The sequence below is a fragment of the Zoogloea sp. genome, assembly GCF_041908905.1.
GTDB lineage: Bacteria > Pseudomonadota > Gammaproteobacteria > Burkholderiales > Rhodocyclaceae > Zoogloea.
The window spans coordinates 12,065-38,831 of the sequence record NZ_JAYREK010000008.1 but is presented as its reverse complement, the minus strand read 5'-3'; the positions used below and the strand labels follow the sequence as shown (position 1 = coordinate 38,831).

22 protein-coding genes and 7 tRNA genes are annotated in these 26,767 nt (G+C 66.2%); 23 read left to right on the top strand and 6 right to left on the bottom strand.

Annotation, left to right across the window (positions count from 1 at the left end; genetic code table 11):
- From ccsB to ACE3OU_RS07005, 3 genes are all read right to left on the bottom strand, one after another.
- Complete coding sequence (ccsB, locus tag ACE3OU_RS07015) at window positions 1-1,140, bottom strand: c-type cytochrome biogenesis protein CcsB (RefSeq protein ID WP_374240828.1); 1,140 nt, start codon at window positions 1,138-1,140, stop codon at window positions 1-3.
- An 18-nt stretch (window positions 1,141-1,158) separates the two neighbouring features.
- Window positions 1,159-3,210 (bottom strand): cytochrome c biogenesis protein ResB, encoded by a 2,052-nt coding sequence (locus tag ACE3OU_RS07010; RefSeq protein ID WP_374240827.1) that lies wholly within the window; start codon window positions 3,208-3,210, stop codon window positions 1,159-1,161.
- 208 nt (window positions 3,211-3,418) lie between these two features.
- Window positions 3,419-4,054, bottom strand: coding sequence for a cytochrome c (locus tag ACE3OU_RS07005; RefSeq protein ID WP_374240826.1), 636 nt, complete (start codon window positions 4,052-4,054; stop codon window positions 3,419-3,421).
- 121 nt (window positions 4,055-4,175) lie between these two features.
- Between ACE3OU_RS07005 and yihA the strand changes: the two genes are divergently transcribed.
- Entirely contained in the window at window positions 4,176-4,790 is a 615-nt protein-coding gene (gene yihA / locus ACE3OU_RS07000; RefSeq protein WP_374240825.1) for a ribosome biogenesis GTP-binding protein YihA/YsxC, read from the top strand.
- Window positions 4,791-4,919: 129 nt separating this feature from the next.
- Entirely contained in the window at window positions 4,920-6,359 is a 1,440-nt protein-coding gene (locus ACE3OU_RS06995) for a mannose-1-phosphate guanylyltransferase/mannose-6-phosphate isomerase (RefSeq protein ID WP_374240904.1), read from the top strand.
- Window positions 6,360-6,389: 30 nt separating this feature from the next.
- On the opposite strand, the gene ACE3OU_RS06990 is transcribed toward ACE3OU_RS06995, so the two are convergent.
- Window positions 6,390-6,908, bottom strand: coding sequence for a DUF2946 family protein (locus ACE3OU_RS06990; protein ID WP_374240824.1), 519 nt, complete (start codon window positions 6,906-6,908; stop codon window positions 6,390-6,392).
- Between the two features lie 18 nt (window positions 6,909-6,926).
- Complete coding sequence (locus ACE3OU_RS06985) at window positions 6,927-7,733, bottom strand: outer membrane protein assembly factor BamD (RefSeq protein WP_374240823.1); 807 nt, start codon at window positions 7,731-7,733, stop codon at window positions 6,927-6,929.
- Between ACE3OU_RS06985 and rluD the strand changes: the two genes are divergently transcribed.
- The 12 genes from rluD to ACE3OU_RS06925 all read left to right on the top strand — a co-directional run bounded on the left by rluD (window position 7,720) and on the right by ACE3OU_RS06925 (window position 21,230).
- Entirely contained in the window at window positions 7,720-8,706 is a 987-nt protein-coding gene (gene rluD / locus ACE3OU_RS06980) for a 23S rRNA pseudouridine(1911/1915/1917) synthase RluD (RefSeq protein ID WP_374240822.1), read from the top strand. The genes ACE3OU_RS06985 and rluD overlap by 14 nt on opposite strands.
- A complete protein-coding gene (gene pgeF, locus ACE3OU_RS06975; protein WP_374240821.1) occupies window positions 8,703-9,434 on the top strand; it encodes a peptidoglycan editing factor PgeF in 732 nt (243 codons plus the stop codon). Before rluD ends, pgeF begins: the two co-directional genes overlap by 4 nt.
- Window positions 9,435-9,488: 54 nt before the next feature.
- Window positions 9,489-10,301, top strand: a complete 813-nt coding sequence (locus ACE3OU_RS06970) for a ZIP family metal transporter (protein ID WP_374240820.1) — start codon at window positions 9,489-9,491, stop codon at window positions 10,299-10,301.
- A 353-nt stretch (window positions 10,302-10,654) separates the two neighbouring features.
- Window positions 10,655-12,394, top strand: a complete 1,740-nt coding sequence (locus ACE3OU_RS06965; protein WP_374240819.1) for a PHA/PHB synthase family protein — start codon at window positions 10,655-10,657, stop codon at window positions 12,392-12,394.
- A gap of 135 nt (window positions 12,395-12,529) precedes the next feature.
- Window positions 12,530-13,270 (top strand): acetoacetyl-CoA reductase, encoded by a 741-nt coding sequence (gene phbB, locus ACE3OU_RS06960; RefSeq protein ID WP_374240818.1) that lies wholly within the window; start codon window positions 12,530-12,532, stop codon window positions 13,268-13,270.
- A gap of 38 nt (window positions 13,271-13,308) precedes the next feature.
- Window positions 13,309-14,049, top strand: coding sequence for an acetoacetyl-CoA reductase (gene phbB / locus ACE3OU_RS06955; RefSeq protein WP_374240817.1), 741 nt, complete (start codon window positions 13,309-13,311; stop codon window positions 14,047-14,049).
- A 113-nt stretch (window positions 14,050-14,162) separates the two neighbouring features.
- Window positions 14,163-14,765: a polyhydroxyalkanoate synthesis repressor PhaR gene (gene phaR / locus ACE3OU_RS06950; protein ID WP_374240816.1), complete on the top strand. Its 603-nt coding sequence runs from the start codon at window positions 14,163-14,165 to the stop codon at window positions 14,763-14,765.
- A 57-nt stretch (window positions 14,766-14,822) separates the two neighbouring features.
- On the top strand, window positions 14,823-16,151 hold the full coding sequence (rimO, locus tag ACE3OU_RS06945; protein ID WP_374240815.1) for a 30S ribosomal protein S12 methylthiotransferase RimO: 1,329 nt from the start codon (window positions 14,823-14,825) through the stop codon (window positions 16,149-16,151).
- A gap of 75 nt (window positions 16,152-16,226) precedes the next feature.
- Window positions 16,227-17,144 (top strand): patatin-like phospholipase family protein, encoded by a 918-nt coding sequence (locus ACE3OU_RS06940; protein WP_374240814.1) that lies wholly within the window; start codon window positions 16,227-16,229, stop codon window positions 17,142-17,144.
- 269 nt (window positions 17,145-17,413) lie between these two features.
- Window positions 17,414-18,823, top strand: a complete 1,410-nt coding sequence (locus tag ACE3OU_RS06935) for an FAD-binding oxidoreductase (protein WP_374240813.1) — start codon at window positions 17,414-17,416, stop codon at window positions 18,821-18,823.
- 116 nt (window positions 18,824-18,939) lie between these two features.
- Window positions 18,940-19,551, top strand: a complete 612-nt coding sequence (locus tag ACE3OU_RS06930) for a peptidoglycan-binding protein (RefSeq protein ID WP_374240812.1) — start codon at window positions 18,940-18,942, stop codon at window positions 19,549-19,551.
- Window positions 19,552-19,655: 104 nt separating this feature from the next.
- Entirely contained in the window at window positions 19,656-21,230 is a 1,575-nt protein-coding gene (locus ACE3OU_RS06925; protein ID WP_374240811.1) for an IS1182 family transposase, read from the top strand.
- Between the two features lie 98 nt (window positions 21,231-21,328).
- Here the strand turns inward: ACE3OU_RS06925 and ACE3OU_RS06920 are convergent, their stop codons facing one another.
- The gene (locus ACE3OU_RS06920) at window positions 21,329-22,594 is read right to left on the bottom strand and encodes a PEP-CTERM sorting domain-containing protein (RefSeq protein WP_374240810.1); all 1,266 of its coding nucleotides are present in this window, start codon (window positions 22,592-22,594) and stop codon (window positions 21,329-21,331) included.
- A gap of 346 nt (window positions 22,595-22,940) precedes the next feature.
- On the opposite strand from ACE3OU_RS06920, the gene ACE3OU_RS06915 reads away from it, so the two are divergent.
- From ACE3OU_RS06915 to ACE3OU_RS06875, 9 genes are all read left to right on the top strand, one after another.
- A tRNA-Ala gene (locus tag ACE3OU_RS06915) sits at window positions 22,941-23,016 on the top strand.
- Between the two features lie 16 nt (window positions 23,017-23,032).
- Window positions 23,033-23,108 (top strand) — tRNA-Glu (locus ACE3OU_RS06910).
- 68 nt (window positions 23,109-23,176) lie between these two features.
- A tRNA-Asp gene (locus ACE3OU_RS06905) sits at window positions 23,177-23,253 on the top strand.
- Window positions 23,254-23,316: 63 nt separating this feature from the next.
- Window positions 23,317-23,392, top strand: a tRNA-Glu gene (locus ACE3OU_RS06900).
- Between the two features lie 34 nt (window positions 23,393-23,426).
- Window positions 23,427-23,502 (top strand) — tRNA-Ala (locus ACE3OU_RS06895).
- 6 nt (window positions 23,503-23,508) lie between these two features.
- Window positions 23,509-23,584 (top strand) — tRNA-Glu (locus ACE3OU_RS06890).
- Window positions 23,585-23,644: 60 nt separating this feature from the next.
- Window positions 23,645-23,721: transfer RNA gene (locus tag ACE3OU_RS06885), tRNA-Asp, on the top strand.
- 789 nt (window positions 23,722-24,510) lie between these two features.
- The gene (locus ACE3OU_RS06880; RefSeq protein ID WP_374240809.1) at window positions 24,511-26,058 is read left to right on the top strand and encodes an undecaprenyl/decaprenyl-phosphate alpha-N-acetylglucosaminyl 1-phosphate transferase; all 1,548 of its coding nucleotides are present in this window, start codon (window positions 24,511-24,513) and stop codon (window positions 26,056-26,058) included.
- 134 nt (window positions 26,059-26,192) lie between these two features.
- Complete coding sequence (locus ACE3OU_RS06875; RefSeq protein WP_374240808.1) at window positions 26,193-26,630, top strand: low molecular weight protein-tyrosine-phosphatase; 438 nt, start codon at window positions 26,193-26,195, stop codon at window positions 26,628-26,630.
- Window positions 26,631-26,767 lie beyond the last annotated feature (137 nt).

Here is a 26,767-nt window from a genome sequence, read left to right as displayed (position 1 = left end):
TCAGAGCGAGCCGTAGGAGTGCAGGCCTGACAGGAACATGTTGACGCCGACGAAGGCGAAGGCCGTCACCAGCAGGCCGATCACCGCCCACCAGGCCAGCAGCGGGCCGCGCAGGCCCTTGGTGAGGCGGATGTGCAGCCAGGCGGCGTAGTTGAGCCACACGATGAAGGCCCAGGTTTCCTTGGGGTCCCACTGCCAGTAGGTGCCCCAGGCTTCGGCGGCCCACAGGGCGCCGAGGATGGTGGCGATGGTGAAGAACGCGAAGCCGATGGCGATCGCCTTGTACATCACGTCGCCCAGCACCTCCAGGCTCGGCAGGCGGCTCGCCAGGATGCCGCGGCGCACCAGCAGGTCGGCCACGCCGATCATCGCGGCCAGCGCGAAGGCGCCGTAACCGATGAAGTTGGCCGGCACGTGGACCTTCATCCAGTAGCTCTGCAGGGCCGGGATCAGCGGCTGGATCTCGTGGGCCTCGCGGGAGAAGCTGTACCACAGCAGGAAGGCCACCGCCGCCGAGATCACCAGCAGCACGAAGGCGCCCATCCGCCGGGTGGCGTAGCGGCCTTCGTAGAACAGGTAGAGCAGGCCGGTGATCAGCGAGAACAGCACGAACACCTCGTAGAGGTTGCTCACCGGGATGTGGCCCACGTCGGTGCCGATCAGGTAGCTCTCGTACCAGCGCACCAGCAGCCCGGTGGTGCCCATCGTGACCGCGCACCAGGTGAGGGCCGAGCCGGTCTTCTCGGCAAAGTCGGAGCGGGCCAGCAGGCCCAGCCAGTAGGCGCCGGTGGCGATGAAGACGAGGGCGCTCATCCACATGATCGCCGTCTGGCTGGAGATGAGGTACTTGAGGAAGAACACCTGCTCGGCCCGGGCGAGGTCGCCCTGGTAGAGCGAGATGCTGCCCAGCGCCAGGGCCGCCGCGGCAACGAGGAAGACCCGGAAGGGCTTCCAGGCCCAGCCGACGGCCGCCAGGCCCGGCACCACCAGCAGCAGGATGGCCTTGTCGTAAACGTCCATGAAGCCGCCGTACTGGCGCAGCGCGAACACCGCGCCGCCGGCCAGCGCGAGGGCGAACAGCCAGTCGCCGATGCCGGTGGGGCGCTTCATGCGGGAATGGGTGGGATGGGCGATTTCCATGGTCGGGCAATCCTCACATCAGGGGCGGGCGGACGGCCCGGCGTTCGGGTTGAGCAGGGCGGCGAGGGCGTCACGGTGCTGGCGGAAGCTCTCGTCCACGTCCAGCGACTTGCGGTTGGAGCTGAGGGCCACCAGGGTCTCACCGGAAGCTTTGATCAGCACGAAGAGCCGACGTTCGCGAATATAGAGCATCGCGAAGACGCCCAGCACCAGCAGCAGCGAGCCGAGATAGACGATGGGCTTGCCCGGCGAGCGGGTGACCTGCAGCACGGTGGCGCGCACCTCGTCGAAGCCGGCGAGCTGCAGATACACCGGCGCGCCGTAGTGCAGGCTGTCGCTGGTGGCGTTGAGGGTGTCGCGCAGCAGGCGGGCGCGCACCCCGTTCATTTCGAGGGGCGGCTGGCCGGCCGTGGCGCGGGCGAGCTTCCAGGCCTCCCAGCCGGCGCCTTCGAGGATCTTGATGAAGACGTCGGCAGCCTTCTCGCGCTCGGCCTCGGGGATGGTGCTCTCGATGAACTTGCCGACGCTCTCGAAGCCGCCCACGGCGAAGAGTTCGAGGGTCTTGGCGGTGGTGTCCTGCATGCGGCTGCGCACGGCCGGGCCGGCGTCCGGGCCGACCATCACCGCCGCGAACTGGCGCGCGAGCTCGGCGTGGCGCGCCTTGTCGAGCAGCACGCGGCGGATCGCCAGCGCGGTGTCGATCCGGCCGTCCTCGTCAACGGGGATGCGCATGAAGCGGAAGGGCGCCGACGGGCTCTCGCGCATCCCCGACAGCATGTACCAGGCGCCGTCCTGCTCGATCGGCTGCATGTAGTTCTGGTATTCGCGGGCCTGGCCGGCGGAATCCCGCAGCTTGTACTGGAAGCTCGGGCCGACGTTCTTCATGTCTTTTCGGGTGGGCGACTTGGCGCCGCTGCCCAGGTGTTTCTCGAGGCGGGCGACGGTGCTCGTCTCGGCGGCCTCCTCGTTGGCCATGTTCTCGATGTTGAAGGCGCGGAAGCTACCGACCTCGACGGTGTAGTCGAGCCCCCCGTTGGCGAGCTTGATGCTGTCGCCCACCGCCGCCTCGGCGGGGAAGGGGGCGGCCGGCCCGGTCGGGCGCAGGTCGTGGCCGAGCAGCTTGAGGCGCGAGCCGCCGTCCTCGAAGCTGGCCTGGTACATCATGATGCCGTCGAACTCGAAGGGCTTGTTCACCTCGATGGTCTTCTCGACCGACTTGCCGGTGGCGTTGTCGGTGATCAGGATGTCGCTGGCGAAGCGCTTGGGCATCCCGGTGTCGTAGTGCTCGAGGTGGAACTTGTGCAGCGACACGGTGAAGGGCAGGTCCTGCAGCAGGATGCCGTCCTGCACGTTGAGCACCGCCACGTTGGCGCTCTTGCCCTCGGGGATGAACACGTTGCCGCGGAAGCTCCAGTTGTCGAGGCCGAGGCGGCTCTCGGGCTTGATGTCGGAGATCAGCTGGTTGCCCGAGGTGACGACCTTGCCGCCCAGGGCCATCTGGGCCTTGAGGGGCAGGTTGCCGTCGAGCAGGCCGCCGAGGCAGATCAGCACGATGGCGGCGTGGGCCAGGAAGTAGCCGATGCGGGTCCAGCTGCCCTGCTTGGCGGCCAGCAGCAGGCCGTCGTCGCGCGGGTTGGCGCGCACCTGGAAGCCGGCCCCGGCGAGATAGGTTTCGGTGGCCTGGCGGGCTGCATCGGCGTCGAGGCTCGTGCCCAGCCGGGCGTGGTGCTGGAACTGGGCGAGGGAGCTCTCGCGGGCGCTCTCGCGGAAGCTGCGCATGTCACGCAGCATCGGGCGGGTCTGGCGGACGATGCAGGCGCTGGTCGACAGCACCAGGAAGCCCAGGATCGTCAGGAACCACACCGAGTTGTAAACCGAATACAGCTCGAGCTTCTCGAAGACCGGGAACCAGAAGGGGCCGAACTGGTTGAGGTAGTTGTTGTAGGGCTCGTTCTGCTTGAGCACCGTCCCGATGATGGAGGCGATGCCGAGGATGGTCAGCAGGCTGATCGCGAAGCGCATCGAACTGAGCAGTTCGTAAAGGGCGCGGGAGGTGCTGCGGTGTCGCATGGATGCTTTCGCGGTGGAGGGTCAGGTCGATGGCGCCGTGGCCAGGGTCGTGAATCGGCAGGCTGGGCCGGGTGACGGGGCCGGGACCATAAAACAGGAAGGGGCGGCCTCGACCACCCCTTCCGTCGGCCCGACCGGACCGTCAATTGCCTGCTGCCCCCTCGGGGGGCGGGGCCGCGGCACGCGTGGCCCCGGGGGCGGCCGTCGCTCAGCGCAGGCCGGCCGCGTAGTCGGAAACCGCCTTGATTTCCGGGTCGGTCATCTTGAGCGCGATGGTGCGCATCATCTTGGCCGGGTCGTTGGCGCGCTCGCCGGCACGGAAGGACTTCAGCTGGGCTTCGGTGTAGTCGGCGAACTGGCCGGACAGGCGCGGGTACTGGGCGGGCAGGCCGGCACCGGCGGGGCCGTGGCAGGCGGCGCAGGCCGGGATGCCGCGCTTCAGGTCGCCGGCGCGCCACAGGCGCTGGCCGAGCTCGATGGAGGCCTTGTTCTTGGCGGATTCGGGCTTCTGCTCCTGGCTCGCGAAGTGGGCGGCGAGGCCCTTCATGTCATCGTCGGACAGGGCCGCAACCATGCCGCCCATGATGCCGTTCACGCGCTCGGCGGGCTTGCCGTCCTGGCTCTTGAAGTTGCGGAGCTGCTTGAGGAGGTATTCCGCATGCTGGCCGGCGAGCTTGGGGTTGGCGGGGATCTGGCTGTTGCCGTCGGCGCCGTGGCAGGCCGCGCAGACCTGTTCGGCAGTCTGTTTCGCCTTGGCCATATCGGGCTGGGCGGCGGCCTTGTCTTGGGCCTGAGCCGCGGTGGCGGCCAGAAGCAGCGAAAGCAGCAGGGAACGCTTGATCATGATGTCCTCGGAAGCCAAGAATGTGGGTGTCTCAAACCTGCTATTCTATATTAACTCCAGTCATTTGCGCGACGCAGTGGCACGGCAGGCCAAGGCCCGCCGCGGCCAGGTCGGCCCATCCATGTCCCTTTTCCGCAACGCCCAGTTCGAAATCTCGATCGCCAAGCCCAGCGGCCTGCCGCCGCCGCGGGGCCTCGAGGTGGCTTTCGCCGGTCGCTCCAATGCCGGCAAGTCGAGCGCCATCAACACCCTGGCCAACCACACGCGCCTCGCCTTCGTCTCGAAGACGCCCGGCCGCACCCAGCTGATCAACTTCTTCCGGCTGCAGAACGGCGCGGTGCTGGTCGATCTGCCCGGCTACGGCTATGCCGAAGTTCCCGAGGCCGTGCGCCGCCAGTGGCAGCACCTCCTCGAGGACTACCTCACCCGCCGCCCCAACCTGATCGGCCTGGTGCTGATCATGGATTCGCGCCACCCCCTCAAGGACCGCGACCGCACCATGATCGGCTGGTTCGCGCCGAGCGGTAGGCCGATCCACGTGCTCCTCACCAAGAGCGACAAGCTCACCCGCAGCGAGGCCGCCGCCACGCTGGCCGCGGTGCGCAAGGAGCTCGCGCCCCTGGGCGAGCAGGTCACCGTGCAATTGTTCTCGAGTCTCAAGAAGACAGGGGTTGAGGAAGTCGAGCGGGTGGTCGGATCATGGTTGTCCGATGCGCCGCCTGCGCCGACGGCATAATGCCTGTTGATTGATGGTAACGAATCCGCCCGCCGATTCGTGCTAGAAAGGCGGCTGAGCAGGCGTCTCCAGGGCCTTGGGCCGGGGGCGCCGTCCGATTTCCGCCCTTTACTGTCAGTCATGCATTCCATCGAACTCCAGCCCGTCATCCTCTCCGGGGGCTCCGGCACCCGCCTGTGGCCGCTCTCCCGGGAGCAGTATCCCAAGCAGTTGCTCGCCCTGGTCGGCAACGAAACCATGCTGCAGGCCACCGCCGGCCGCCTCGCCGGCTTTGCCGGCCAGCTGCCGGTGGCTGCCGCGCCGATCGTAGTGTGCAACGAGGAATACCGCTTCGTCACCGCCGAGCAGCTGCGCTCGGCCGGGCGGGCCAGCGGCAACATCGTGCTGGAACCTATCGGGCGCAACACCGCGCCGGCGCTGACGCTGGCGGCCCTGGCCGCAGCCGACGCCGACCCGGTGCTGCTGGTGATGCCGGCCGACCACGTGATCGCCGATCTCGCCGGCTTCCAGGCCGCCATCGATGCCGGCATTCCGGCGGCCCGCGACGGCGCCATCGTCACCTTCGGCATCGTCCCCGACCGGGCCGAGACGGGCTACGGCTACATCCGCTGCGGCGCCGACCGGCCCGACGGCAGCAAGGCCATCGCCGCCTTCGTCGAGAAGCCCGACGCCGCCACCGCCCAGCGCTACCTGGACAGCGGCGAATACCTCTGGAACAGCGGCCTCTTCATGGTTCGCGCCAGCACCTGGCTGAAGGCCATCGGGCACCTGCAGCCCGCGATGGCCCAGGCCTGCGCCGAAGCCTGGCAGGCCGGCGCGCGGGACGCCGACTTCGTGCGGGTGGGCAAGGCGGCGTTCGCGGCCTGTCCGTCGGATTCCATCGACTACGCGGTGATGGAAAAGCTCGCCGCCGCCGAGGGCCTCGGCATCGCCGGCTGCGTGGTGCCGATGTCGGCCGGCTGGTCGGACGTGGGCGCCTGGGACGCCCTGTGGCAGATCGCCGACAAGGACGGCAACGGCAACGTGGCCCGCGGCGACGTACTCTTCGAGGACAGCCGCGACACCCTGGTGTATGCCCAGGACCGCCTGGTGGCCTGCGTGGGCCTCGAGGGTGCGGTGATCGTCGAGACCCCCGACGCGGTGCTGGTGGCCAGCAAGGACAAGACCCAGGACGTCAAGCAGATCGTCACCGCCCTCAAGGCCGGCAAACGCAGCCAGGCCTCGGCCCACCGCAAGATCCACCGGCCCTGGGGCTGGTACGACTCCATCGACAACGGTGCCCGCTTCCAGGTGAAGCGCATCGTCGTGAACCCGGGTGCCAGCCTCAGCCTGCAGATGCACCACCACCGGGCCGAGCACTGGATCGTGGTGAAGGGTACCGCCGAGGTCACCAACGGCGAGCGCACCTTCCTGCTCGGCGAGAACGAATCCACCTACATCCCGCTGGGCCACGTGCACCGGCTGGCCAATCCGGGCAAGCTCCCCCTCGAGATCATCGAGGTGCAGTCGGGCAGCTATCTGGGCGAGGACGACATCGTCCGCTTTGAAGACACCTACGGCCGGGGCTGACCCGCGCCGGGTGAGGGCGCCGGCCTGGTTTCAGGCCGGCTGGCCGACGAAGCCGAAGCGTGCAGGCACGTCGGCCCGCGCGATGCGCCCCACCGGCAGGTGCTGGCCGTTCCAGTGCAGCTCGACGGGGCCGTCGGGCTGTTCGAGGTCGCCGACGAGGTGGGCGGCCATCGCGGCCAGGTCCCGGTCGTCGAGCAGTGCGATGCCGTGCTCCGAGCCCAGCAGCAGGCTGCCTTCCTCGTCGAGCCAGGCTTCCGACAGGGTGTCGACGGGCTGGCCCGTGTGGGTCTGCAACTGTTCCGGTGCGGCCAGCCGCAGGATCCGCGGCGTGTAGGCGAGGCTCACGAAGACCCGCTGCGGGCCGTTCTGGAAATACCAGCGGCCGTCGGCATCGGCCTCGTAGTTGCGGCCGATGAAGGCCGCGAGGCCCGGGTGGCGAATCGGGCCGTCGGGCACGCACCACTCCCCGCGCCGCGACAGGCTCAGCCAGCCGAAGCAGTGGGGCACGTCGGGCCAGCGCGCCAGGGCCTGGCGGACGGCTTCATCCATGACGGAGCCCCGGGCGCATCACCACATCTTCCACCAGGACGTGCGCTCCTTGGCGTTGGGCAGGCCCGCACCGAGGTATTTGCTGTTGGGGAAGTTCTTGCGCAGCACGCGCTCGGCGTCGTCGCGCAGCTCGGGCATGCCGAGGGCGCCGTAGCTGAGCATCATCACGGCCAGGGCTTCCTCGTTGGCCGGCGAGTTGGGGAAGTCCTTGAGCGTTGCCTGGGCCCGGTTGGCGGCGGCCACGTAGGCGCCGCGCTTGAGGTAGTAGCGCGCCACATGCACCTCGTAGGCGGCGAGGGCGTTCACCAGGTAGCGCATGCGCTTCAGGGCGTCGGGCGTGTATTTGCTGTCGGGGAAGCGCTCGCTGAGGGTCTTGAAGGTGGTGAAGGACTCGCGGGCGGCCTTCGGGTCGCGCTCGGAGAGGTCCTGGTTGGCCAGCGCCCCGAGCAGGCCGAGGTCTTCGTTGAAGTAGGCCAGGCCCTTCAGGTAGTAGGCGTAATCGACGTTGGGGTGGTTCGGGTGCAGCTTGATGAAGCGCTCGCAGGCCGCCACCGCCGAAGCCTGTTCGTTCGACTTGTAGTAGGCGTAGGCCACTTCGAGCTGCGCCTGCTGGGCGTAGCGGCCGTAGGGGTAGCGCGCCTCGAGCTTCTCGAACATCTTGATGGCGCGTTCCCAGGCGCCATCGCCCATCGACTCCTTGGCCTCGGTATACAGCTTCTGGGCGCTCCAGCCGGCGGTTTCGTCCGCCATGTCGGGGAGGCCGCTGCATCCGGCGAGCAGCAGGAAGCCGGTAAGCGTTAAACTACGCAGGGTGAAATGCGCCATTGAAAACTCTTTGGAAGAAGACTGGGTCGATTATAGCCCAGCCGCTTCTCCCCCTTCGCCGCAACGCGAATCGATTCCTCACGAATGCGCCGGGATGCGCGCCGACCAGGCCCTCGCCCGGCTGTTCCCGGAGCACTCCCGCAGTCGCCTGCAATCCTGGCTGAAGTCGGGGCGGATCACCATCGCCGGTGCGTCCCCCGATCCGAAGACCAAGGTGTGGGGCGGCGAGACGGTGCTCGTGAGCCCTGAACCCTCCGAAGCCATGCTCGCCGAGCAGGCCGAGGACATCCCGCTCCAGATCGTCTTCGAGGACGACACCCTGGTCGTCATCGACAAACCGGTGGGGCTGGTGGTGCATCCGGGCAGCGGCAACTGGTCGGGCACCCTGCTCAACGCGCTGCTGCACCACGGCCCGGCGTTCCGCGAGCTGCCGCGGGCCGGCATCGTGCATCGCCTCGACAAGGACACCAGCGGCCTGCTGGTCGTCGCCAAGACCCTCGAAGCCCAGACCGACCTCGTGCGCCAGCTCCAGGCGCGCAGCGTCAAGCGCCATTACTATGCCCTCGTGCATGGCGAGCCGGCGCCGGGCGGCGAGGTCAATGCCCCGATCGGCCGCCATCCGGTGCAGCGCACCAAGATGGCGGTGGTGCCCGGGGGGCGCGAGGCGCTGACCCGCTACCGGGTGGTCGAGCGCTTCACCCGCGCGACCCTCGTCGAGTGTGAGCTCGCCACCGGGCGGACCCACCAGATCCGCGTGCACATGGCCCACATCGGCCATCCGCTGGTCGGCGACGCCACCTACGGCAAGGCGAAGAGCGCCGACCCGCGCCTCGACGCCTTCCCGCGCCAGGCGCTGCATGCCTGGCAGCTCGGCCTGATCCACCCGCGCAGCGGCGAGGCCTGCCGCTGGCAGTCGCCGCTGCCGGCCGATTTCGACGGCCTGCTGCGCCGGCTCCGCGGGGAGGCGCCATGAGCGACGCCTGGATCGTCCCCGCCTGGCCCGCGCCGGCCAACGTCAAGGCCCTGTCCACCACCCGCGCCGGCGGTGTCGGCACGGCGCCCTTCGACAGCCTCAACCTCGGCACCCACGTGGGCGACGACCCGGCGGTGGTCGCCGCCAACCGGGCCCGCCTGCGCGGCCTGCTGCCCGCCGAGCCGTGCTGGCTCAATCAGGTGCATGGCACGACGGTGGTCGACCTCGCCAGCCATGCTGGGGTGCCCGACGCCGACGCGGCGGTGTCCCGTCGCCCGGGCGCCGTCTGCGTGGTGATGACCGCCGACTGTCTGCCGGTGCTGCTGTGCGATCGGGCCGGCACCGTCGTCGGCGCCGCCCACGCGGGCTGGCGCGGGCTGCAGGGTGGGGTGATCGAGGCTACCGTCCGCGCGATGGGGGTGCCCGCCGCCGGGCTCGTCGCCTGGCTCGGCCCGGCCATCGGCCCCGATGCCTTCGAGGTCGGCGACGAGGTGAGGGCGGCCTTCGTGGCCGACGACCCGGCCGCCGCGGCAGCCTTTCGCCCCGCCGGCCCCGCCGGCAAGTGGCTCGCCGATCTCTACCTGCTCGCCCGCCAGCGCCTCGCCGCGCTGGGTGTCGCCAGCGTGCATGGGGGCGACGCCTGCACCCTTGCCGATGCCGGGCGCTTCTTCTCCTATCGCCGCGACGGCCGCACCGGCCGCATGGCGTCGCTGGTGTGGCTGGCCTGAGCGCCGGCTCGGCCCCGTACTGGCGATATACTGCCCGCCCACTTCAAAACCCCCATGACCATGACGCCCATCGCCTGGATCGTTCTGATGAGTCTCGCCGGCGGTCTGCTCAGCGTGCTGGTGGCCTCCGGCATCTCCTACGCCGCGCGCCCCCACTGGGTGCCGGTGCTGATCAGCTATGCCATCGGCGCGCTGCTCGGCGCTTCCTTCCTGGAGGTGCTGCCCCACGCCATCGAAGCCGCCGAATCCCCCGAGAAAGCCGCGATGAACATCCTCGCCGGCATCCTGCTGTTCTTCGTGCTCGAAAAGCTCGTGCTGTGGCGGCACTGCCACGATGAAGGCTGCGCCGGCCACGAGCCCCACAGCCACCAGCACGGTCACGGCCATGGGCACGGCGGCCACGACCATGGCCGCAGCGGCCTGCTGATCCTGGTGGGCGACACCTTCCACAACTTCGTCGATGGCGTGCTGATCGCCGCGGCCTTCGTCGAGAGCACGCCCCTCGGCATCGTCACCGCGCTGGCCATCATCGCCCATGAGATCCCCCAGGAGCTGGGCGACTTCCTGATCCTGCTCCACTCGGGCTACAGCCGCCGCAAGGCGCTGGCCTTCAACCTGCTTTCGAGCCTCGCCACCCTGGTCGGCGGCATCCTGGCGTATTTCGCGCTGTCCCACATGCAGCAGCTGGTGCCGGTGTTCCTCGCCCTTGCGGCGGCGAGTATGATCTACGTCGCGGTAGCCGATCTGATTCCGGGGCTGCACAAGCGAACGGAATTGCGCGCCACCGCCCAGCAGGTATTATTGATCGCCGCCGGCATCGCCTCGATCGCCCTGGCCCACCCCCTCGCCGAGCGAGCGCTGGGCTGAGCGTCGGCGCCGGGCCGGCGTACCGAACAGCCAGAGAAACAGGGAGAGCGGCGCAACGCCATAGAAGACGAAGGTCAGGATCCCGCCAATGACGGTCGTATCGGATGCGGCAGCCAGCACCGCAACATACAACCAGGCAATCGCAATAATATACATACACGAATTCTACAAGGCCGCAGGCTGCGTCGGGTTTAACTGAGCGCCCCCAGGGCCGTGCCCCGCCCAGCCCGCCCCCTTTGTGGGGCAAAAAACCTGGGGCGCCCCTGCGTTTCCTTGAGAGCATCGAGCGGAGAGGGCGGCGGCCCGCCCACCCACCGGTGCGCCTGCGGACGAACACCAAAAAGGAGATATGGATGTCTGTCACACCCGAGCAGTCTGCCGAGGCGCTCAACGGCATGTTCAAGTTCGGCCAGTCGCTGGCCGCCGGCTTTCTTGATTTTCTCGGCAAGCAGAACGCCGCCTTCCAGCAGGTCGCCCCTGCCCAGGCGCCGCAGCTGCCGCTCCCCGAGGCCTCCGAGATGGCCCGCCTGCAGCAGGAGCTCGCCGAAGCCCACGCCCGCCTGTGGACCGGCATGGCCCAGGTCCGCCCGGGCGAGCCGGCCCAGCCCGTCGCCCAGCCGGCGCCCGGCGACCGCCGCTTCAATGCCCCCGAATGGACGGCCAGCCCGGTCTTCGACTACATCCGCCAGGCTTACCTGCTCAACTCCGACTACCTCACCAAGCTGGCCGACGCGCTGCCCATCGCCGACGGGCGCACCAAGGAGCGCATGCAGTTCCTGACCCGCCAGTACGTCGACGCGATGGCCCCGTCCAACTTCGCGGCCACCAACCCCGAGTTCATCCAGACCGCCATCGAGACCCGCGGTGAGAGCATCACCCAGGGCATCAAGAACCTCATCGCCGACATGGAGAAGGGCCGCATCTCCATGACCGACGACTCGGCCTTCGAGATCGGCCGCAACCTGGCCACCACGCCGGGCTCGGTGGTCTATGAGAACGAGCTGATCCAGCTGATCCAGTACGCGCCGCTCACCGAGAAGGTCCACAAGACCCCGCTGCTGATCGTCCCGCCCTGCATCAACAAGTTCTACATCATGGACCTGCAGCCGGCCAACTCGCTGGTGCGCTTCATGGTGGAGCAGGGCTTCACGGTGTTCCTCGTGTCGTGGCGCAACATCAAGGCCGAGCAGGGCCACCTGGGCTGGGACGACTACCTCCAGCTCGGCCCCATCACCGCCCTCGACGTCGTGCGCGACATCACCAAGGTCAAGAAGCCCCACGCCCTGGGCTTCTGCGTCGGCGGCACCATCCTCACCTCGGCGCTGGCGGTGCTCAAGGGCCGCGGCGAAGACCCGGTCGAGAGTCTCAGCCTCATGACGACCCTGCTCGACTTCGCCGACGCCGGCGAGATCGGCTGCCTGGTCGACGAAGCCTCCGTGGCCGGTCGCGAGGCCACCATCGGCAAGGGCGGCGTGTTCTTCGGCCGCGAGCTGGCCCAGGTGTTCTCCAGCCTGCGCGCCAACGACCTCATCTGGCAGTACGTGGTGGGCAACTACCTCAAGGGCAAGACCCCGGACGCCTTCGACCTGCTGTACTGGAACTCCGACAGCACCAACATCGCCGGCCCGTTCATTGCCTGGTACCTGCGCAACATGTACCTCGAGAACAACCTGCGCGTCCCCGGCAAGCTCGAGATGCTCGGCGTCAAGGTCGACCTCGGCAAGGTCGACGTGCCCGCCTACCTGATGGCCGCCCGCGAAGACCACATCGTGCCCTGGACCAGCGCCTACCTGGTGCGCCAGTTCCTCGGCGGCGAGACCACCTTCGTGCTCGGCGCCAGCGGCCACATCGCCGGCGCCATCAACCCGGCCTCCAAGAACCGCCGCAGCTACTGGGTCAGCGAATCCACCGCCTCGGTGCCCGAAGAGTGGCTCGACGCGGCCACCGAGCAGAAGGGCAGCTGGTGGCTCAACTGGGTCGAGTGGCTGCGCCCGAAGAGCGGCGACATGGTGGCGGCCCGCAACAAGCCGGGCAACACCAAGTACAAGGTGATCGAGCCCGCGCCCGGTCGCTATGTCAAGGAAACCGTCTGACCCATGAAACGCTACGGCGCCGGCCATTGTCCGGCGCCGTATTTACATGAAAAACCGATCTACAAGGTTTCAACCCGCGGCGGCCGCCAACGATGTGGCCCCGCAATCACTACTAACCAAGAGGAGGGAAACAACATGGCACGTGTAGCACTGGTTACCGGGGGGATGGGCGGTCTGGGCGAATCCATCTGCATCAAGCTGGCGGCGCTCGGCTACAGGGTGGTCACCACCCACTCGCCGGGCAACGACAAGGCCGCCGAATGGCTCCAGACCATGAACAACATGGGCTACGGCTTCAAGGCCTATCCCTGCGACGTCTCCGATTTCGACGCCTGCAAGGCCTGCGTCGAGGCGATCACCAACGACATCGGCCCCGTCGACGTGCTGGTGAACAACGCCGGCATCACCCGCGACATGACCTTCAAGCGCATGACCAAGGCCGACTGGGACGCCGTCATCCACACCAACCTCGACAGCGTCTTCAACATGACCAAGCAGGTCATGGACGGCATGGTCGAGCGCAAGTGGGGCCGCGTCATCAACGTCTCGTCGGTCAATGGCATCAAGGGCGCCTTCGGCCAGACCAACTATGCCGCCGCCAAGGCCGGCATGCACGGTTTCACCAAGTCGCTGGCCCTCGAAGTGGCCAAGGCCGGGGTTACCGTCAACACCATCTCGCCGGGCTACATCGGCACCAAGATGGTCATGGCCATCCCTCAGGAAGTGCTCGAATCCAAGATCCTCCCGCATATCCCGGTGAGCCGCCTGGGCAAGCCCGAAGAGATCGCCGGACTGGTCGCCTATCTCGCGTCGGATGAGGCAGCCTTCGTGACCGGGGCCAATATCTCTATCAACGGCGGTCAGCATATGTTCTAATTCTGCTTCCGTTTGGCAGTGCAACAAAGGAAAGTTAAATGACGCAACGTATCGCTCTCGTTACTGGCGCAGTTGGTGGTCTCGGCACCGCGATCTGCAAGTCTCTGGCTGCTGCGGGTGTCCGCGTGGTCGGCAACTTCTTCCCGGGCGATCCCGCCAAGGACGCGTGGGTTGAAGCCCGCAAGGCCGAAGGCCTCGAGATCCCGCTGTACGGCTTCGACGTCTCCGACTATGAGCAGTGCAAGGCGGCCGTCGAGCAGATCACCGCCGAAGTCGGCCCGATCGACATCCTGGTGAACAACGCCGGTATCACCCGCGACAAGTTCTTCCCGAAGATGGAAAAGGGCCAGTGGGATGCCGTCATCGCCACCAACCTGACCAGCCTCTTCAACGTCACCCACACCATCTCCCCGAAGATGGCCGAGCGTGGCTGGGGCCGCATCATCAACATCTCCTCCGTCAACGGCGTCAAGGGCCAGGCTGGCCAGACCAACTACTCCGCCGCCAAGGCCGGTGTGATCGGTTTCTCCAAGGCGCTGGCTGCCGAGCTGGCCACCAAGGGCGTCACCGTCAACGCCATCGCCCCGGGCTACATCGGCACCGACATGGTCATGGCGATCAAGGAAGAGATCCGTCAGGGCATCATCGACACCGTTCCGGTCAAGCGTCTGGGCAAGCCCGAAGAAATCGGCGCGGCCGTGGTTTACCTGGCCTCCGAACTGGCTGGCTACGTCACCGGCGCCACCCTGAACGTCAACGGCGGCCTGTACTACCAGTAATCGCCTGCGCGCGACGCATTGCACGCAACCCCGCCCTTGGGCGGGGTTTTTTATTGCGCAGTGCAGTATAATCCCGGTGGGCGAGTCTATCGCCACCGAGGAGATATCAAAAAATGGCCGATCAAATTCGCCTGATCAAGAAATACCCTAACCGCCGCCTCTACGACACGCAGACCAGCTCCTACATCACGCTCGCCGACGTGAAGGAGCTCGTGCTCGAGCACGGCAGTTTCCAGGTCGTCGACGCCAAGTCCGGCGAAGACCTCACCCGCAACATCCTGCTGCAGATCATCCTCGAAGAAGAGGCTGGCGGCGCTCCGATGTTCACCAGCGACCTGCTGTCCCAGATGATCCGCTTCTACGGCAACGCCATGCAGGGGATGATGGGCAAGTACCTCGAAAGCAACATCAAGGCCTTCACCGACATGCAGGCCAAGCTTCAGGATCAGGTCCGCTCGGTGTATGGCGAGAACGCCACCGTCAGCCAGGACCTGTGGGCCCAGTTCCTCAACTTCCAGGGGCCTGCCATGCAGAGCATGATGGGGGCCTACATGGAGCAGAGCAAGAAGATGTACGCGCAGATGCAGGAGCAGCTCGACAGCCAGACGCGCAACCTCTTCTCCGGCTTCCAGTTCCCGGCCTTCCCCGCGGGCTTCTCCCCCGAAAAGCTCGATCCGGACACGCCGCCGGCCGAGCCCGACAGCCCTGCCAAATAAAAACCGGGCCGCGATCGTCGCGGCCCTTGTGCTTTCTACCCTTCAGGTTTTTCACGCATGACCCAATCCAAACCCGCGGCCGCTCCGAAAGTCGGCTTCGTCAGCCTCGGATGCCCCAAGGCGCTTGTGGACTCCGAACACATCCTCACCCGACTGCGCGCCGAGGGCTATGAGATCTCCCCGTCCTACGAGGGCTCCGACCTGGTGGTGATCAACACCTGCGGCTTCATCGACGCCGCCGTCGAAGAGTCCCTCGACGCCATCGGCGAGGCCCTCGCCGAAAACGGCAAGGTCATCGTCACGGGCTGCCTCGGCGCCAAGGACGACGTGGTCATGGCGGCCCACCCGCAGGTGCTCGCGGTCACCGGTCCCCACGCCACCGAGCAGGTCATGCAGGAGGTGCACAAGCACCTGCCCAAACCCCACGACCCCTTCATCGACCTGCTGCCGCCCCAGGGCATCAAGCTCACGCCCAACCACTACGCCTACCTCAAGATCTCCGAAGGCTGCAACCACCGCTGCACCTTCTGCATCATCCCGTCCCTGCGTGGCGACCTCGTCAGCCGCCCGATCGGCGACGTGATGCGCGAGGCCGAGAACCTCGTCGATGCCGGCGTCAAGGAGCTGCTGGTGGTCTCCCAGGACACCTCGGCCTACGGCGTCGACACCAAATACCGCACCGGCTTCTGGGGCGGCCGCCCGCTGCGCACCAAGCTCTACGACCTGTGCAAGGCCCTCGGCGAGCTCGACGTGTGGGTGCGCCTGCACTATGTGTACCCTTACCCCAGCGTCGATGACATCATCCCGCTGATGGCCGAAGGCAAGATCCTGCCCTATCTCGACGTGCCCTTCCAGCACGCCAGCCCGCGCATCCTCAAGGCCATGAAGCGCCCGGCCAGCTCCGAGAACAACCTCGAGCGCATCCGCCGCTGGCGCGAGATCTGCCCCGACCTCACCATCCGCTCGACCTTCATCACCGGCTTTCCCGGCGAGACCGACGCCGACTTCGAAGAGCTCCTGCAGTTCCTCGAAGAGGCCAAGCTCGACCGCGTCGGCGCCTTCGCCTACTCGCCGGTCGAAGGCGCCGCCGCCAACGAGCTCCCCGGCGCCGTGCCCGAGGAGATCCGCGAAGAGCGTCGCATCCAGCTCATGGAGTTCCAGGAGGACATCTCCACCGAGCGCCTCGAGCGCTTCATCGGTCGCGAAATGACCGTGCTGGTCGACGAGGTGGACGAAGAGGGCGCCCTGGCGCGCTCGCCGGGCGACGCCCCCGAGATCGACGGCCTCGTGGTCATCCCCGCCGGCGAACACCTCGAGCCCGGCGAGTTCGCCCGCGTCCGCATCACCGACTGCGACGTCCACGACCTCTACGCCGAGCCGCTGTAAGCGGGGGAGGGCAGGGGGCCTGAGCGGCTCCCGTCGCCGACTCCCGCCGGCCCGGCGCCACTTTCCGCAAGCCTCATGAAACGCACCCCCCGCATCGGCATCGCCCTCGGCAGCGGCTCCGCCCGCGGGTGGGCCCATGTGGGCGTGTTGCGGGCGCTGGCGCGGGAGGGCATCGAGCCGCAGATCATCAGCGGCTGCTCCATCGGTGCCTTCGTCGGCGCCGTGGCCGCCGCCGGTGACCTCGAAAAGCTCGGCGGCTGGGTCGAGACCCTCGGCTGGCAGGACGTGGTCGGCCTGATGGACATGGGCCTGCGCGGCGGCCTCATCAAAGGCGACAAACTCATCGGCTTCTTCGAGCGCAACTTCGTCGACCGCGACTTCACCGCCCTGCTGCACACCTTCGGCTGTGTCGCCACCGATCTGCAGAGCGGCCACGAGGTGTGGCTGCGCGAAGGCAGCGTATCCACCGCCGTGCGCGCCTCCATCGCGTTGCCCGGCCTGCTCGCGCCCACCTGGTACGACGGCCGCCTGCTGGTCGATGGAGCCCTCGTCAATCCGGTGCCGGTGTCCCTGGCCCGGGCGATGGGGGCCGACATCGTCATCGCCGTGGACCTCAACTCCGACGTGGTCGGTGCCGCCTGGCGCAATCACCACAAGGACGGCAAGGCCGAACCGCCGGTCGACGCCCCCGTCGCCTGGCACCGCAAGCTGCTGTCCCGCTTCGGGCGGGGTGGGGCGCCGGACGCCGCCGGCGAGCCCGCCGAGGCCGAGAGCCTGCCCTCCATGCTCACCGTGATGCAGAGCAGCATCGCCATCATGTCGGTGCGCATCGCCCGCAGCCGCCTCGCCGGCGAGCCCGCTGACGTGCTCATCTCCCCGCGCCTCGCCCAGCTCGGGCTGATGGACTACAACCGCGGCGCCGAGGCCATCGCCGAAGGCGAAGCTGCCGTCGAACTCGCGCTGCCCGCCATCCGCCGCGCCCTGGGGCGCTGAACCCTGCGCCTGCAGTTCGGTGTCGGGTTACGCCCTGCGGGCTAACCCGACCTACAGCCTCCCCGCCATCCCCAGTTCCGTAGGTCGGGTCAGCGCAGCGTCACCCGACAGCCCGCGCATCCCGCCCAACGGCCTATCGCCGCGGCCGCAGGTCGGGCTGCCACAGCGCAACCCCACGCTGGCCCTCTCACCGTGACCGCCCCACCGGATGCGCGAGTGCAATAATCCCGCCTATCCCGTTCATCCCGCCTTTCCTCCGGAGCCCGCCCATGTCCGTCCTCGTCGACACCCTGCGCAGCATCGTCGGTGCGCCCCATTGCCTCACGGCCGACGCTGACATGGCGCCCTATCTCACCGACTGGCGCGGGCGCTACACCGGCCGGGCGAGGGCTGTGGTGCTGCCGGCGGATACCGCCCAGGTCGCCGCCGTCGTGCGGGCCTGCGCCGCGGCGGGCTGCGCGATGGTGCCCCAGGGTGGCAACACCGGCCTGTGCGGCGGGGCGACGCCGCTCGCCGACGGCGCCTCCGTGGTGCTCAACCTCTCGCGGCTGCGGCGCATCCGCCACGTGGACGCCGCCAACAACGCCCTGTGCGCCGAGGCCGGCGTGCCGCTGGCCCTCGTGCAGCAGGCCGCCCTCGACGCGGACCGCTTCTTTCCGTTGTCGCTGGCCAGCGAAGGCTCGTGTGAAGTCGGCGGCGTGATCTCCACCAACGCCGGCGGCGTTCAGGTGCTGCGCTACGGCAACACCCGCGAACTCGTGCTGGGCCTCGAGGTCGTCCTCCCCGATGGGCAGGTGTGGGACGGCCTGCGCGCGCTGCGCAAGGACAACACCGGCTACGATCTGAAGCAGCTCTTCATCGGCGCCGAGGGCACCCTCGGCATCGTCACCGCCGCCACCCTCAAACTTTTTGCCCGCCCACGGGCGGTCGTCACCGCCTGGCTGGCGGTGGCCTCACCGGCCGCTGCGGTCCAGCTCCTGGGGCGCCTGCGCGCCGCCGTCGGCGACCGGGTGACCGCCTTCGAGCTGATCAGCCGGGTGTCCCTCGATCTGGTGTTCCAGCACATCCCCGGCACCCGCGACCCCCTCGGCCAGCCCAGCCCCTGGTATGTGCTGCTCGAACTCAGCGATACCGTTGCCGGCGACGCCCTGGCCGGCCTGCTCGAAACCGAACTCGCCGCCACCATCGCCGAGGGCCGTGTGACCGACGGCGCCATCGCCTCCAGCGACAGCCAGGCGCAGGCCCTCTGGCAGCTCCGCGAGAATATCTCGGAGGCCCAGAAGCGCGACGGGGTGAGCATCAAGCACGACATCTCGGTGCCGGTCAGCGCGATCCCCGACTTCCTGGAGGCAGCTGGCGCAGCCCTGGCCGCCGCCTACCCCGGCCTGCGCATCGTGTGCTTTGGTCACCTGGGCGACGGCAATCTGCACTACAACCTGTCTCGCCCGCTGAATGGCGAAAACGATGCCTTCATCGCCCGCACCGAAGAGGTCAACCGCATCGTCTACGACGCGGTGAAGGCGCGGGGCGGCTCGATTTCGGCCGAGCACGGCATCGGCCAGCTCAAGCGCGAGCTGCTGCCCGACTACAAGCCGGCAGTCGAAATCGACCTGATGCGCTGCATCAAGCAGGCCTTCGACCCGCGGGGCCTGATGAACCCCGGTAAGGTCGTTGGTTGAGGAGCGGCCTGCCGTTTGATATTCCACGATTCGGGGAGCGTAGCCAGGTGTGCCCATCCCGACTGCGCTAAACTCGAATTCGCTTATGAATTCATCAAGAAGGGAAGGTTGCGCAATTGAAAACCACCACGTTTCCTGCGGGTCGATTCAAGTTGTTGGGGGCGTTCCTGCTGGTTGCCGGCTTCACCACCCAGGCGCTGGCCGTAGACGCCAAAGGTGATTTTGCGATCGACGGAGGCGGTGGGCGTACCTGCGAGGCGTTCAACGCAGCTGCCACCAAGCGCAACACCGACTACTTTTTGTTTGCTGGATGGTTGGAAGGCTACGTCAGCGCGACCAACCAGTACGCCAAGGACACCTACGACATCACGCCATGGCAGACGACAGAGTTGCTGCTTGCGGCGCTGGGGCAGTACTGCAACAAGAATCCCAAGCAGCCTTTCATTGTGGCCGTCAACAGCATGCTGGGGGTTTTGAAGCCCAATCGGCTTCAAGCCAAGTCTGAGCTGATCATGATCCAGACGGACAAGGGCGGATTTCCCCTTTACAAGGGCGTGATCGAGGAGATCCAGCGCAAATTGGCACAAGCCAAGCTCTACAGTGCTGCCAAGGATGGAGTGTTCTCGCCTGCGCTCAAGGATGCGCTCAGAGACTTCCAGGTGCGTTCTAACCTGCCTGCAACCGGTATGCCCGATCAGCCTACGCTTAACAAGCTGTTGAGCAACTGATCGTTGCCATAAAGTGAAAACGGCCGCAGATGCGGCCGTTTCAGACTGCTGACAAAGCCCCAAGCCCCCGCCCGTCGGGGGCTTCGTTTTTTTATAATGTCGGCATGCTCAAGCCTGCCGCCGCTACCGCTCAGACCGAACTGGAGATGGTGACGCTGGACCAACTGGTTCCGCGTGATCACCTGCTTCGCCTGATCGACACTCACCTCCGCTTCGACTTCATCCGCGAGAAGACCGAAGGGCTCTACTGCGCGAACAACGGCCGCCCGGCGATCGACCCGGTGGTGCTGTTCAAGATGCTGTTCATCGGTTATCTGTTCGGGGTGCGCTCGGAGCGCCGGCTGGTACGTGAGATCGAGGTCAACGTGGCCTACCGCTGGTTCCTCGGCCTGCGCCTGACGGACAAGGTGCCCGATGCCTCGACGCTGAGCCAGAACCGGCGGCGTCGCTTTACCGGGACGGGGATCGAGCAGGACATCTTCGACACCATCGTCGAGCAGGCGATCGAACACAAGCTGATCGGCGGGCGGGTGCTCTATACCGACAGCACGCACCTGAAGGCAAACGCCAACAAGCGCCATTACGATTTGGTGGAAGTCGAGCAAACGCCGGCGGCCTATCTGGCCGAACTGGACGCCGCCGTGGATGCCGAGCGGGCTGCCGCGGGCCAGCGGCCGCTGCGCCGAGTTCAGGCGGCACCCGCGGGGTCGTCCGATGCGGGCCCCGATCGGGACGGAGGCGAGCACGGCGCGCCGGTCGCTCCGTCCGAGCCCACTTCGGAGGCGGCGGCGGCGGACAGCCGTCAGATCAAGCGCAGCACGGTCGACCCCGACTCAGGCTTCATGGTGCGCGACCAGAAACCGGTCGGCTTCTTCTATCTGGATCACCGCACCGTCGACGGCGTGCACGCCCTGATCGTCGACACCCACGTCACCCCCGGCAACGTCCATGACGCCACGCCCTACCTCGCGCGCCTGGACCGGGCCCGCACGCGCTTCGATCTGAAGGTGGCGGCGGTGGGCCTCGATGCCGGCTACTTCACCCCGTGGGTCTGCAAAGGCATCATCGAGCGCGGGCTGTATGGGGTGATGGGCTACCGCCGCCCCAGCCACCGGGAGGGGTACTTCCACAAACGCGAGTACGCCTATGATCCGCAGACCGACCGCTACCGCTGCCCCGCCGGTCAGATCATCGTCTATCGCGGCACCAACCGGGCGGGCTATCGCGAATACGCCTCGGACCCCGGGCAATGCCGCCAGTGCCCGCAGCGGGCGCGCTGCACCCAAAGTCAGAACCACCAAAAGCTCCTCACGCGCCACCTCTGGCAGCCCTTCAAGGAGCAGATCGACGCCAATCGACTGACCGATCTGGGCAAACGCCTCTACGCGCCACGCAAGGAAACCATTGAACGCAGCTTTGCCGACGCCAAGGAGCTGCACGGGCATCGCTACGCCCGCTTTCGCGGACTGGCCAAGGTTCAAGCCCAGTGCCTGCTCTCGGCCGCCTGTCAGAACATGAAGAAGATCGCCCTGCTGCTGACCCGCCGGGCAGCCGCCCTTTTTAACCCCAAATTCCGGCTTTACCGCGCCCTGACAGGCGCTCTACGGAGCCAACACATCCTCTTCATCCAAACGAGCCCCACTGGCCCGGGCTGCTGCCAAGCGTTTCTAGTCGTCTGAGAGGGCTCCAAAAAGCACGAACCCCCGGAAAAACCGGGGGTTCGTCAGCAGTCTGAAACGGCCGCAGATGCGGCCGTTTTTTATCGCGAAAGAAAGGCTCAGGCTTTCTTGCGGCGGGCAACGCCTGCCATCGCGGCGAGGCCGAGGCCGATCAGGGCCATGCTGGTCGGTTCCGGCACGGCGGTACCGGTGTCGACGGTCAGGGCCGTCATCGTCAGGTCGATGGAGCCTGCAGAGGTAAGGGTCACGCCGAGCGGGAAGGCCAGGTCGTTGGTCGGGTCCAGGCCGAGATCCGGGTTGATGCCGCGGATCTCAAAGGCGGTCACGCCACCAGCGGGGAAAGTGAAGAGGCCGCCTGCAGCCACGTTGCCCGCGAGCGTCCACTGGGTGCCGTTGAACAGCCAGACCTCGTAGCCATTGGCGTCATTGACGGTGCCGAGGCTCGGGGCGGTGATGGTGGCGAACTTGGTGGTGGAGTTGGCGCCGAGCTCATAGCGGTAACCCACGGCGACGACCGGGTCGATCCAGAGCGGTGCGAGCGGGTTGAGACCGATGATCTGGCCAGCTTCGTTCACTTGGTTGCCGACCGGGATGTTGTCAAAAACGAAGGTACCTTCCGGAGTGCCGGGGGCCGGCGCGCTGGGCAGGACAGGGACTTCCACGTTGCCGCCAGGGGTCGGAACACCGTCGTTGGTGGTGATCGCAACCGAGGCATTCACGGAGAACGATCCGTTGATCACGCCGTCGCTGTTGCCGCCGAATTTCTTGCTGTCGAGGGCCGTGAACAGACCCGCGAAGCCAGTGCCGCCAACCGGGGTTTCGGTGACGTTGAGGGTCCAGGTGTTGGCCGCGAGGGTGTGGGTCACGGAAACCGAACCCGTGCCGATGTTTGCACCGAGGGTGCCGAACATGTTGCCCAGGATGAGGTCCAGTGCGTTGGCCGAGCCGCTGAAGGAGCCGCCGCTCTGGGCAACGCCGTCGGAGGTGAAAGTGCCCTTGGAGAAGTTGTAGTTGAAATTGTTGCCGGTGATGCCGCTCGTGTCGAAGGTGGCGTTGCCCAGCGCAGTCCAGTTGGGCACAACGGAATTCAGTTCGGCACCCGGAGCCGGGCTGATGTCGAGGCTGACGTTACCGATACGCTGGCCAGAAGCGGTCCCGCTCTTCGGGACGTAGAGATCGAGCGCGCCCTGCACGTTGGTCAACGAGATCTGGAAAGAGCCCGGATTTGCATCCGCGAAACCGGAGATCACGAAGTTGCCGGTGAAGTTGTCGGCAGTGGAGGTGTAAACAGCTGCCTGGGCCATGCCGGCCGCGCCGAGCGAGAGGGCTGCGGAGATGGCTACAGCAAGTTTTTTCTTGATCATCTTGAAGCCTTTCTGTGGATAACTTGGTTAAAAAGGTTCCTGCTAGCAGATCCTTTGCTGGCTTCCTCTGCAAAATCCGGGCCGGATTGGCTAAGGCGTTGAGTTATTGACGATTTTTGTATATCTCGAGAAGAGTGCTGTGAAGTAGTGTAAATTTTCTCGACACAACCATATTGTGTACACCCAAAACACCCAAAAACCAGCGCTGCTGTCCGGGTGTTTTCCACTTGCTGGAGGAGCTGTGCTCATTCGAGGCGTGGGGGGTAGTTTGGGGAAGTTTGCAGAAAAATTAAAAAAGGGGTTTACAAGCCCCAGAAGCATGTCTATAATGCGGTCTTCGTTGGACGGGGGTATAGCTCAGCTGGGAGAGCGCTTGCATGGCATGCAAGAGGTCAGCGGTTCGATCCCGCTTACCTCCACCACAACAAGTTTTATCGGGTCCCCATCGTCTAGAGGCCTAGGACACCGCCCTTTCACGGCGATAACCGGGGTTCGAATCCCCGTGGGGACGCCAGGTTTCAAGGCCTGTGGCAGTTTGCAGGCAGCCTGAGCCGTTAGCGGGGCAGGTAAAAAAGGTTTTGCGGAGTGGTAGTTCAGTTGGTTAGAATACCGGCCTGTCACGCCGGGGGTCGCGGGTTCGAGTCCCGTCCACTCCGCCACCAACAAGAACAGTCAAGGAGCCCAGCTGCCTTTGAGTGTTCGGTAGTTCAAGTAGTATCCGGGTCCCCATCGTCTAGAGGCCTAGGACACCGCCCTTTCACGGCGATAACCGGGGTTCGAATCCCCGTGGGGACGCCAGCCGATGCTGGCAAGCAGTTGATGTACAGAATTTGGGGGTATAGCTCAGCTGGGAGAGCGCTTGCATGGCATGCAAGAGGTCAGCGGTTCGATCCCGCTTACCTCCACCAAATCAGGTCCCCATCGTCTAGAGGCCTAGGACACCGCCCTTTCACGGCGATAACCGGGGTTCGAATCCCCGTGGGGACGCCACACAAAGCCCTGCGCCAGCAGGCACTCCAGTCGGTTTTGGCTGGATGAGCGTCAAAGCGCGGAGTGGTAGTTCAGTTGGTTAGAATACCGGCCTGTCACGCCGGGGGTCGCGGGTTCGAGTCCCGTCCACTCCGCCACAACACAGAAAATCAAGGGAGCCTCCGGCTCCCTTTTTTGCGTCTACGCGATCCCTCTGTACGCCTGCCTTGGCCTTGGGGCTGGCGGTGTGGGTTGACGGTGGTGTGGGGTGCGCGTTGGTGGCGGCCGGCTTGTGGAGCTGGCGCTGCTTGCGCCTGGTGTCCCCCCGTATTCTCCGGTTTGCAGGCGTCCGCCTTCCTCTTGGGGGCTGGCGGGTGCCTGTTCCGGCGTTCTTCGTGCATCGGCCGCCTCGGCTTTCAGGTGCCTGCTTCCCTTTTTGTAGCCATTAACCGCCTTGATGGGGTGTTGGGGCGTGTTTGCGCCCGGCATTCCCGGGGTGGGCAGGGCTTCGCACTCCCTGATGGGTGTCGGAAAATTTTACACATTTTGTAAAATAGTGATAACCCAAAATCTAGTGCCATGATTTGTATGGGTTTTATATTTGGCCTGAAATTTGCTTAGTTTTTTCGGGTTTTGCGCGTATGCCGGAAATCCAGCTGTGCCAAGGGTTTCGAGGGTTGCGTGTTGCCCATGGCGTAACAAAAATCTCTCTTGTCATTAAGTTAAAAATCTTATGGCATGTGTGGATTAGTTGCTTGGGTGTGCTGCAAATTTTTGTAAGATACATTTGGTAGTGTTGTCCGGGCCGAGTTGCCAGCAACCCGTCCCATGTATCGTTACTTATCTATCGTGTGACACCGGCAAGGTCTTGCCTTTGTCACACAAAATTCTCCGAGTCGAGCCCGGTGCCCAGGCGCTGGCGTTCCGAGGTGGGGGGTAAAGGTTAAATGTTCGCGCTCGCACTGTTCCTGCTGGGGTTTGTCGTATCTGCGGTGGCTGTCCGCTATGCCATCATCGCTGCCCATCGTTTCGATGTGGTCGACAAGCCGGGTGGCCACAAGGCCCACGACACGGTCACGCCCTTCGTGGGTGGCGTCGGGGTGCTCGTTGCCAACCTCTGCGGCGTGGCCCTGGTCGATCACTTCTTCAACCTTCCTGATGCCCGGGTCTATGCCTTTGTCGGCGGTGTCATCGTCATGTGGGTCACCGGCTTTGCCGACGACATCCTCAACATCAGTTTCAAGATCCGCCTGGTCATCCAGGCCGCGGTCGGCCTCGCCATGGTGTATGGCGCGGGCATCGCGTTGCAAGACCTGGGGCACCTCGCGTCTCCCACCGAAGTCGTCTCCCTCGGCATCATCGGCGTCCCGCTCACCCTCATCGCCACCATGGGCGCCATCAACGCCCTCAACATGATCGACGGCATCGACGGCCTGTCGGGCTCCATCTCCATCGTCAGCCTGCTGCTCATCGCGTTTGCGGTGTTCATGTCCGGCGATACCGCCCACTTCACGCAGATCCTCGTCATTGCCGGCGGCGTGGCGGGCTTCCTCTACCACAACCTGCGCTATCTCAACCGCCGTCGCGCCCGCTGCTTCCTGGGCGACAACGGCAGCATGCAGCTCGGCTTCGTGTTCGCCTGGCTGCTCAGCGACTTCTCGCAGATCGGCGTCACCCCGCGGGCCATCACCCCCATCACCACCCTGTGGCTGTTTGCCGTCCCGCTCATCGACACCCTGTGTGTCATGCTGCGCCGCATCTGGATGGGCCGCTCGCCCTTCCATGCCGACCGCAACCACCTGCACCACCTCTTCCTGCGCGCCGGCTTCCGGGTGCAGGACACCGTGCTGGTGCTGGCCTTCATCCAGCTCTGTTTCGGTGCGATCGGCCTGGGTGGCATGTATGCCGGCGTCGACGAGCTCACCATGCTGATCGCCTTCATCGGCGCCTTTGCCCTGTGCTTCTATGTGCTGCTGCGCCCGTGGCGCCTGGTGCCCCTGCTGCGCCGGGTCAACCGCCTGCTCGGCTTCACCTCCGCCCACGCGGTGGGTGTGCATCTGAGCGGCCTGGGCGCCGACGAGTTTGCCAACCTCTCCGAGATCCTCAACCGCAACATCTGCCCTTACGCCGACTTCCGCTTCAGCGTCTATCGGCCCGATGCCGCCGCGCCGGGCGAGTGCTATGGCGTCATCGAGCTGCTGTGTGACGACCAGGACCTCAGCCAGACCCAGGTGGCCCGCATCATCGCCTCGCTCCGCCGTGAAATCCGCGGCCGCCGCAGCGTCAGGATCCGCCAGTTTGTCGATCGCAAGCCCGTCCACGACCGCCGCCAGGCTGCCCACCAGAAGCCTGTCGAGCGTCGCCAGGGCGAGCGCCGCTCGGCGCGGCGGGGCACCCTGGTCTATCGTGTCGAGAGCGCCGCCGGCGAGCCCAGCGTGCGGGTCAACAAGCCCACCCTGGCCAGCGCCGTCGTCGAGACCGTCGTCCAGCACTGAGCAGGGCGCAAGCGCATCCACAGGCGGGGCGCCGGCAGCGGCCTGCCCCCACCCAGCCATCCGGCCCCAGGGCCAATGGACGTTTCAACGGGGCCGCCATCCAGGCGTGGCCCCATGTTTCAGGGTTGAATCCTTTGTACGAACGCATCCTCGTTGTCTGCACGGGCAACATCTGCCGCAGCCCCATTGGCGAGTTCCTGCTCCGCGACACCCTCGTCAAGGCCGGCCGCAAGCCCGAAGTGCGCTCCGCCGGTGTGGGCGCGCTGGTTGACCACCCCGCCGACGAAAACGCCATCGCCATCATGGCCGAGCGCGGCATCGACCTCGGCGCCCATCGCGCCCAGCAGGCCACCGTGGCCCTGTGCCGCTGGGCCGAGCTGGTGCTGGTGATGGAATCCCACCACCGCGAGGCCCTCGGCGACATCGACCCCGCCGTGCGCGGCAAGACCTTTTTGTTAGGCCATTGGCAGAAAAAGGAAATCCCCGACCCCTACAAGCGCTCCCGCGACGTCTGGGACCACGCCATCCGCCTCATCGACGAAGGCGTCGATGCGTGGGCAAAAAAGCTGTGACCACCACACCGCCGATCCCCGCGCAAAGCCACCGGCTCTTGCGCGGATCGCCAAAAATTTTCACTGCATCCCCCCACAAGCGTCACGACTTTGTGTCCAACGCCCTTGGTTGTAATGCAATGTCAATTAAAATCCAG